Consider the following 5,209-nt stretch of genomic DNA (forward strand, 5'->3'; position numbering starts at 1 on the left):
CATTCCAATTTTGAAATTGTAGCAGTAAGGTAAAAAAAAACCTCCTTTAAATGGCTTTAAAAAGAGGTTTTATAAAATGTTTTTTGGAGTTATTTTGAAAAAATAGTAGTTGTGCAACAGTTACCGCGGTTAGCTGCAGGTGTTTTTATTAATCCTGCCCATGCCATTCAAATTCACCAGTAGTTAAGTCAATTGTTCCGAATTGCGAATTATTATATACAATCCAGATTACTTTTTTGTTGTCTTTCCACTTTTCATTAATAAATTTAAACTCAACAATTATTGGTCGTTTTACTCTATATTCAGTTAACTCATTATCTTTCCATGGGTCAGTACGCCATATTTGTTTCCCACTTTTATCTATGGCTGACACATAAATTTGAGTTGAGTCAAGTGTGAACTTAATTCCTGTAGTTTCGTCGATTATTGTGTGGTTTTTTAAATTATTATTTAATTTCTCACGTCCAATGTATTGATTTTGGCCAATGCAGAAATTTATACATAAATAAAAAAATGTCAATATGAATAATTGTTGTTTCATTATACGTTTGTCTTTACACTTGCAGCTAACGTTCTGGCACTACAGCGGGTTTGGGACTAAATTAAGCCCATTCTTCGGATTTGCCAAATCATCCCAAATACAAAACCATCTTTCCATTAAGTCTATTACCCAAATCCGTTGTAGTAGCTGTTACCAGCAGTTATTCCTTTGTGTAATAGTAGACTGTGATGTTTATATTTTCAGTTAAGTTTGGCATATTTATTCCAACTTCTTTTTTTGTTGTTATGACTCTTTCTATTAAATTATCGCTATTGTATAGATAATCCTTTTTATATTTTAATTTATCGTTTTCATCAAAATGTAATTCCTCAATTATTTTCTTATTGTTATTGTATTGATATTTGGTTGTTTCTTTATTTTCTATTTTTCCATTTTCATCAAAAGATATACTTTCAATTTCATTTCCGTTCTCGTCTTTTTTAATTTTATGATGATACCAAAATTTTTCGTTTTCAAAATACGCTTTGGTTTCCTCAATATTTTTTTCTGGATATGAAAAGACAATTTTACTGGTTATCTCATTTTTTGGGTTTTTAGAAATGTTAGAAATTTTTTGATTTTCTGTATTGTAAATTATTTCTTCAGTTTCAGTAATTTTATTTTCTTCGTCAATCCAGATTATTTTAGTTTCTCTACACAAATTATCATAAATTATTTTATTAGTTTTTGTTATTTTTTCTTTACCGTTAACTTTTTCAATGTCTTCTGATTTTTCATATTTATTACATTTTCCATAGTATAATTTTAATTTGGTTTTGTTTTCACCTTTTAAGTTTGCGAAAAATTGGTCTGTTAATTTTCCATCTTCATTATAAAGTTCAAAAAATGTGTTGCTACTTTCGGTATTTACAAATCCATTTTTAATAGAAACTGAACTACCGGTAATTGATGTAATTTTAAGGGCTTTTATTTTTTCAATATCAATTCTGTTTTCTTGTGAAAAACAAGATAAAGTTATCATTGTCAACGCTAAAATTGCTATTTTCTTCATTTTGGTTTTATAATTGCTGGTAACGTTCTCGCGCTACAAGCAGTTTGGGGTTAAATTAAGCCCTATTTTCGGATTTGCCAAATCTTCCAAATACAAACCAATTTTTCCATTAAGCCAAATGCCCAAATTGCTTGTAGCGTGTGTTAGGTGGCGTTTTTTTATTTACTTTAATTTTTCTAATATTTTTACAGTTTCTTCCGTATCAGTTTTTTTACAATTCTCTTCGTAACTTAAGCTTGAGTCTAATCCAAATTCAGCCATAATTTCTTTTCTCAACAAATCATTTTTTGGATTTCTTAAATCAAATTCAGTTTTATAATACGGTTCTCTATTAAAGTCAAAAACATTATTGTTTTTAATAGTTTCGACAATGTCAACTTTCCAATAATGCGTACTAAATCCACAAGAATAATATCCATAAGGATTGTGCATAAACCTTGAAGTACTATTTTCAGGCAAAAATATATTTTCACCTTTTATGTATTTATTGAATTTATCAATAGGAACTTCTCTATGAATTAACCCCCACTGAAGAAAAACATTCGCATCACCAAATCTTATGCTTCTACCATAAGATATCGGATATTCGAATTCTTTTTCTTCTAGTTTTTTATGACCAATTATTTCATATTCTCCATAATGCAAATGGTTATCCATCATAAAATCTGAAGGCAAAGCCTTTAGATTTTCTAATAATTTTATCTCAATGTTCTTTTCTAACGATATGTATGGATATAGTTTTACTAAAACAGGAGTTCCCATTAATAAATTTAAACCGTGATTTTTCTCTAATAAATTACTTTTTCTTAATTTATTAATATCAAGTAGAACTCGTCCAAATCCATAATTTGTTCTATCAATTTTGTATGCAAAAAAATCACCTGATTTATATTTTACGTTTTTCTTTTTAGCATTTTTGAACTTGTTGATTTCTTGGAAATGATTTGAATCAGAGTTTTTTATGAAATCTTCAATCCAAAAACTAAATTTATTTTCTTCTTTTTGTGTTTTGTCTTCCCAATTGCTAGAATAAAAAGTTGTTTTTGTAGTGTGATTTCCAATCAATAAATTTCCAAAAGAGTTTAATGAAAAATATACTCCAATAGGAGTTTTTGACGATAGAACTGATGCAGTTAGTTTCTGTTCTTTTCCTTTACTTGTTTTTGGCAATATGATTTCTCTGTTCTTTGTCAGTTCTTCATATTGGAATTCTACATATTGATTTTGGGTAGAAACTATATGTTTCTTTATTGTATTATCCTCAAAATACAAAATACTTGGCTCACGGTAAGTATCGCCTTTTAGTATTATTTTTTCCCAATTTGGCTTTACTTTATCAAGTCCTAAATATTCCCTTTCTGTATTTGATAATTCAAAATTCATTTATTTTCGGTTTTTTTCTGTCAAAATGCCACCTAACGTTCTGGTACTACAGCGGATTTGGGACTAAATTAAGCCCTATTTTCGGATTTGACAAATCATTCAAATACAAAACTAACTTCTTTTTAAGCCAATTGCCCAAATCCGTTGTAGTGGCTGTTGTGCGAGGTTCGTTTATTTATGTTTCTACGTATTTTGAATGAAATAGCAAACCGTTTTAGATTCAGGATTCATAAAAACATATAAATCTCCATCATCCCAAAAATTCATTTTTGAAAATAGATTTTGCTCATAATTTCCATCGGCAACCACATTAGTGTATTCAGTCTTTAATTCACTCCAACTTGTTAATTGACAAACAAATTTCATTTTTTTATTTGTTTTTGGGCATAGAGGTATGTTTTTACTTTGTGTCCAATGTGGTTTTCCTGTAAATCCTATATTTTCTAGTTCATTAGCTTCGGTTACTCCTCCAAATTCTTTGAATGAAATTTTTTTAGATTCATATATTACAATTGAATTTAAATCAATTGTATCATATGCCGTTCCAATTTCGGATGTGTTTTTAGGATAAATTATTTTCGGTTCATTCGGATTTTCATAATCCAAATAAACGTTTTCTATATCGAGATAAATTGGACAAATAAGATTTAGTTTATTAGGGAGCCAAGAAAATAATTCATCATTATTATCAATAAAACCGAGATATTGAAAATTGCATTTAAATTCATTTTTTGGAATTACAAAATTTTCTGGAGCTTTTCCACCAAGTTGATGTTTTCCGTTTTCATCAAATATAATTTCGTACATTTTTTCCATTTTAAATACTTTATCTAATATTCCCATAAATAAATTCAGTTTTACTGCGTTTTTTCTGCGAATCTCGCACAACGTTCTGGCACTACAGCGGGTTTGGGACTAAATTAAGACCATTCTTCGGATTTGCCAAATCTCCCAAATACAAACCAGCTTTCCATTAAGCCAATTGCCCAAATTCGTTGTAGTAGCTGTTGTGCGTTCGTACTTTTAGTTAATATAGTCTTTCAAAAGACTTGCCATTGAAACGAAATACACCACTTGGATTGGCTCCCCCAAACCACAATTCTCCTTGTTTGCTTTTATATATTTCCCAAATGTGTTTACTCTCAAGTCCATCGTCTTTAGTAAAATTTTTAACGGAATTGCCATCATATCTCCACACTCCAGATTCTACAGTTCCAAACCAAATATTTCCTAAAGTATCCTCTCCAATGGAAAAAGCTCTCTCAAGTGAATTGCCTTTGGTGTTCTCCTTTTTTAATTTTTGTTGTGTTGTGAAATTAATTGTTTCTTTTCCATCATACTTTAAAACACCGCTTCCATTATTAGCAATCCAAAGATTTCCTTTACTGTCTTCCAAGAAGCTCCGAATATGTAAAGAACCATTTTCTCCATTTAGCCCAAGATATTCATCAGTTATTATTTTAAAATCTGAGCCATTATATCCAATTAACGCTTTGTAGGCTCCAAACCAAATCGTGCCATTTTTACCTTTTAAAAAAGGTGTTGAAATTGCATAATGAAACCTACGCTCAGCTTCGGATTTTGGTGTAACAGGAAATGTGCGATAGGAAAGTTTTTTTCCATCATACTGATACATTCCTGGATTCTTTTCAAGTTTGTTGTAGCCTTCTAATTCATCGCCTTTAAACCAAATATCTTTATCTCCTAATTTCCATTGTGTTGTTGAATCGTAATTTCTTTCTTTGTAAATAGACATTTTTTGTCCATCATATATACTTAATCCTCTGCCACATTCAAACCATATGATGCCATTTTTATCTTCATAAATATTCCTTACCTGATTATTACTTAACCCGTTTGATGTTGTGAAATATTTAAACTTCCCATTTTGAAGCAAACACACTCCTTCATTGCCACTACCAAACCAAACATTTCCCTTACTATCCTCCAAAAATGACCGAACTCCTGATGTGTATTTCAACAATTTGGTGTTAATTTTAGTCTGTACTACGTGATTTTCTTTATCTGATTGACTTCGATTACTACAAGAGGTTGTTACAATAATCAAAAATGTGAAGAAAAGGATTAAGATGTTTTGCCTATCTGATTTTACTTTCATTTTGACGGGGTTTTTAGTATGACGCACAACGTTCTGGCACTACAGCGGGTTTGGGGTTAAATTAAGACCATTTTTCGGATTTGCCAAATCATCCCAAATACAAAACCATTTTCCATTAAGCCCAATGCCCAAATCCGTTGTAGTGGCTGTTATG

The 5,209-nt window shown here is 30.1% G+C and carries 5 protein-coding genes; all 5 read right to left on the bottom strand.

Features of this window, described 5'->3' with window-relative positions; translation table 11 throughout:
• Positions 1–148: 148 nt before the first annotated feature.
• Entirely contained in the window at positions 149–541 is a 393-nt protein-coding gene (locus tag NAT51_RS19420; protein ID WP_250601744.1) for a hypothetical protein, read from the bottom strand.
• Between the two features lie 160 nt (positions 542–701).
• Positions 702–1,553: a hypothetical protein gene (locus tag NAT51_RS19425; RefSeq protein ID WP_250601746.1), complete on the bottom strand. Its 852-nt coding sequence runs from the start codon at positions 1,551–1,553 to the stop codon at positions 702–704.
• 162 nt (positions 1,554–1,715) lie between these two features.
• Positions 1,716–2,936 (bottom strand): immunity 26/phosphotriesterase HocA family protein, encoded by a 1,221-nt coding sequence (locus NAT51_RS19430; protein ID WP_250601748.1) that lies wholly within the window; start codon positions 2,934–2,936, stop codon positions 1,716–1,718.
• A gap of 183 nt (positions 2,937–3,119) precedes the next feature.
• On the bottom strand, positions 3,120–3,779 hold the full coding sequence (locus NAT51_RS19435) for a hypothetical protein (RefSeq protein WP_250601750.1): 660 nt from the start codon (positions 3,777–3,779) through the stop codon (positions 3,120–3,122).
• A gap of 184 nt (positions 3,780–3,963) precedes the next feature.
• Positions 3,964–5,055, bottom strand: a complete 1,092-nt coding sequence (locus NAT51_RS19440) for a ligand-binding sensor domain-containing protein (RefSeq protein ID WP_250601752.1) — start codon at positions 5,053–5,055, stop codon at positions 3,964–3,966.
• Positions 5,056–5,209 lie beyond the last annotated feature (154 nt).

The organism is Flavobacterium amniphilum (genome assembly GCF_023634845.1).
Lineage (GTDB): Bacteria > Bacteroidota > Bacteroidia > Flavobacteriales > Flavobacteriaceae > Flavobacterium > Flavobacterium amniphilum.